The organism is Oleiphilus sp. HI0117, from assembly GCF_001635235.1.
The window spans coordinates 1-3,554 of sequence record NZ_LWGA01000745.1 but is presented as its reverse complement, the minus strand read 5'-3'; the positions used below and the strand labels follow the sequence as shown (position 1 = coordinate 3,554).

Here is a 3,554-nt window from a genome sequence, read left to right as displayed (position 1 = left end):
GGGTGATTGTTAGTGGCGCCCACCAAGGATCCGCCCCTCTGAGTAAACGCTAATTTCGAACAGACGTTCGTTATCGACGAACTAATTCTATAAGATGTTGCAGTTCGAACTTCACCTACGAAAATATAAAAGTGATCTTAAACAATTAGATCACCCTTGAGTAAGGTGACAAAGCTAATTATGTTTCATTTTATCTAGCCTAACTTTTTCCCCAGAAGTTCTCAAAAACCAGCTCATTCAAGTCGAATTTTTCTGACCATTTTTCCATCACGAGCATCGGTTTCTCATAGAACCCATCAACATGACCAATACACAGAATCGCAACGGGATGGCTTCCTTGAGGCATTTCAAGAAGCTGTTTAAGGTCCTCCGGTTCAAACAAAGATACCCATCCCATGCCTACACCTTCGGCGCGAGCGGCTAGCCACATATTTTGAATGGCGCAGGATAAGGATGCCAGATCCATTTCTGGCAAGGTCCGTCTTCCAAATATATGTTCATCGCGTTTGTCAGGCAACGCAGCTACAATTACTTCTGAACATTGAAGTATGCCCTCTACCTTCAGTTTGAGAAAATCTTGCTCACGCTCTCCTAGGGCTTGCGCAGTAAATTTTCGCTCTTTATCCACGAGTAAATGAATTGAGTGCTTAATATCGTAATTCTTGATTCGGATAAAACGCCAAGGCTGCATTAATCCAACACTAGGCGCCAAGTGAGCTGCCGCAAGAATTCTACCGAGCGTAGTTTCTTCTAGCGGCTGACCATTAAAATGGCGCATATCCCTGCGCTCAGCCATAACGCGGTATATTGCCTTTTTATCGGCTTCAGGATAACTGAACGACTTACTCATGACTTAGAGCCCATCTCATCATCCTTACGGCTATTGGCGATGCGCAAGCGGCGTTTTATCACTGGCGCTAGCTATTTTCTCTTTTTCTTCATCGAGTATTTCTTGAGGAAATTGTCTCATGAAACAATTACAAATCCCGTCACCTATCATGGTTCGTGGCCCCATTGGGTGTCCGATATGTTTGTAAACGCCATGGGAATGCCCATGACTATGTGAGTGGCCATGAGAGTGGCCATGAGAGTGTGAGTGGTCATGAGAATGACCGTGTGAATGTTCATGACTAGGTGAGTCATCGTGCGAATGACTGCTTTCAGACACGCTGCCATTTGGATTATTCGGGTCAAATTCAGCATGATGGTGATGCACGTCAACCTCTCCTGCCGCCAGCCTCCGCTTGAACGATGACATTAAGTTTTCTGGCAGTAACTGATTCGTCATAATTTCACGCACACGAACTTCAAATGCATCGATAACTTTTTCATGATCATTAAGATAAGGCGTCTTAATGAACTCGCTATCAGGAAACTGTCCGGCGACATGGTCTACATATCCGTAAATACGTTTAATTAACCTGCCTGTGAACAGAAAATACGGTGCCACCACTATTTTTTTAAAACCGAGTTTTACCAATCGCTCCAAGCCTTCTCCAACCGATGGGTAGGTTACCCCTGAGTAAACCGTATCAGCCCAGCCAAAACCCATATTCTCATTGACGATTCGAGTCAGTTTAGCCACTTCCGCGTTTGCCATGGTATCTGACGTTCCGCGCCCTACAACCACTAGCATAGTGTCATAAAGTTGATCTGGAGGGTTGTTGGAGTCTAGCCCGAGTGACTCATATATTCTTGCTTGAAACGCCTCGATCATCGCTTCGTGCAAGCCGAGTTCATTGCCGTAAGCGACTTTCACGTTCCCCTTTTTCTCTTCGAATGTCGTCAATACAGATGGAATGTCGTTCTTTGCGTGAGTTGCGGCAAACAACATTCCTGGAACCGCGTAGATCTCTTCGACACCTTGATCAATTAACGAGTTTAGACCCATATGAATGTTGGGTGCGGAGAACTCCAAAAAGCCATATTCGACAGGCATATCTGGAAATCGTTTTTTTAGTCCTGCTGCGACACGCCCAAATTCACGCTCTGCGCCTTTGTCTCGACTGCCATGGCCACAGACCATAATGCCACGTTTTACTTCCACTGATTGATCAGCCATATTGCCTCTCCATTTGTATGTCGTTTGCGGTGCCAGCAAAATATTTTTTTAATGCGTGCATGCTTTGTTTAATTTTATGATTTAGTTCCGTCACTTGTTGGACGTTTTGTATATCGACAAAGCCTATCCTAATTAAAGAATGCCCTTTACCGATTTTGATTAATCGAAGTAAAACACCGTGCTGTGCAAACACTTCGAATAGTCGTTTTGCTTTTTCATCTTCGAGGGTATAGGTCGAAAACAACAATTGGTGGGCTTCTGATACATCGCCCCCTTGTTCTCGCAATTGAATAAATAAACCTTGCCACAGCTTTTGGTTATCTCGAGACAAGTCGAGGTATCGCTGGCGCGCGTCAGCTTGCCATTGCGCATCAAGAAACGCTCGAGTCGCTATTTCTTGGGCAGGCCCATTGACATCCCAAACACCAATGAAAGCCTTCATCTCATGCAAAAGCGTTTGGCCCGCAAAAACAAAACCGAGCCTCAAGCCTGGTAAGCCAAAGAATTTACCGAATGATCTTAATACCACCATATTCGCTGCAAAATTAGCACCCAAAACACTTTGCTCAGGACAGAGGTCTGCAAACGCTTCATCCACGATTAACGCAGCGCCCTCAGTAAGTTGTGATGACCAATACTTCAATGTTTCGGGTGAGAAAGTGATGCATGTGGGGTTGTTTGGATTTATCACCAGCAAATGAAATGCGTCGCCAGATGCAAGCCGTTTTTCTATGACTTTTTTTGCGTCATCAACGTTGTTCGATGGATAATAAACCAACTCCGCCCCATGCTGACGCCAGGCCTCGGCGTGCTCTTGATAACCGATATCAGGCAAGACAATCGGAAAATTCTTCAGGCACTTTGGCAGCGAAGCAATAGTTTGTTGTGAGCCATTTGTCGCAAAGAAATCATGCTGCCCGTAATAGCCTCGAACGGCGCTGCGAAAATTATCCTTCTGATATGGCATTCGAGTTAAGTACTCTGTAGATATATCCACGTCTGGGTAATGCATAGGGCTAATGCCCGTCGAGAGGTCAATCCACTTTTCTATAGGGACACCATAGCATTTTGATGCCGTTTCGAGATCTCCCCCATGAAGAATTCGGTCGTCAACTCTACTCATCATGCCTGCTCCTGCTTTTCATCCAAAGCCAAGAGCACATCCTGTAATTTTTCCGGATACTGGCCAGGAGCACCCCAAAGCCCACGTTGCGTCGCTTCTAATAAGCGTTCTGCCATTTCTTCAAGCACAGAGGGGTTGTTCTCCAAGAGAAAATTGAGGTTATCCGAGTCGAGTATCAAGGTATCAGTCACGGCCTCGTATTGATAATCATCAATCAGATTGGTGGTGGCATCATAGGCGAACATATAATCAATGCTCGCCCCCATCTCAAAGGCACCTTTGTAACCATGCTCTCGCATCGCATGAATCCATTTAGGGTTTAACACTCGCGAACGGACAACCCGGTTCAGCTCCTCTTTCAAGGTTCTA

General features: G+C 45.4%; 4 protein-coding genes. All 4 read right to left on the bottom strand.

Going from position 1 to position 3,554, the window contains the following annotated elements; all coding sequences use genetic code 11:
* Positions 1 to 199: 199 nt before the first annotated feature.
* Entirely contained in the window at positions 200 to 850 is a 651-nt protein-coding gene (gene bluB, locus A3757_RS11630; protein ID WP_068515048.1) for a 5,6-dimethylbenzimidazole synthase, read from the bottom strand.
* A 30-nt stretch (positions 851 to 880) separates the two neighbouring features.
* The gene (locus tag A3757_RS11625; protein ID WP_068515050.1) at positions 881 to 2,062 is read right to left on the bottom strand and encodes a sirohydrochlorin chelatase; all 1,182 of its coding nucleotides are present in this window, start codon (positions 2,060 to 2,062) and stop codon (positions 881 to 883) included.
* The gene (locus A3757_RS11620; protein ID WP_068515053.1) at positions 2,055 to 3,188 is read right to left on the bottom strand and encodes an aminotransferase class I/II-fold pyridoxal phosphate-dependent enzyme; all 1,134 of its coding nucleotides are present in this window, start codon (positions 3,186 to 3,188) and stop codon (positions 2,055 to 2,057) included. The genes A3757_RS11625 and A3757_RS11620 overlap by 8 nt, the downstream gene beginning before the upstream one ends.
* Positions 3,185 to 3,554, bottom strand: a 370-nt coding sequence (locus tag A3757_RS11615) for a cobaltochelatase subunit CobN (protein ID WP_156506290.1), incomplete at its 5' end; no start/stop codon positions are given. The genes A3757_RS11620 and A3757_RS11615, both read right to left, overlap by 4 nt.

Excerpts from the sequence above, each read along its gene's own strand:
- bluB (WP_068515048.1), bottom strand. The coding sequence starts at position 850 with ATGAGTAAGTCGTTCAGTTATCCTGAAGCCGATAAAAAGGCAATATAC.
- A3757_RS11625 (WP_068515050.1), bottom strand. The coding sequence starts at position 2,062 with ATGGCTGATCAATCAGTGGAAGTAAAACGTGGCATTATGGTCTGTGGC.
- A3757_RS11620 (WP_068515053.1), bottom strand. The coding sequence starts at position 3,188 with ATGATGAGTAGAGTTGACGACCGAATTCTTCATGGGGGAGATCTCGAA.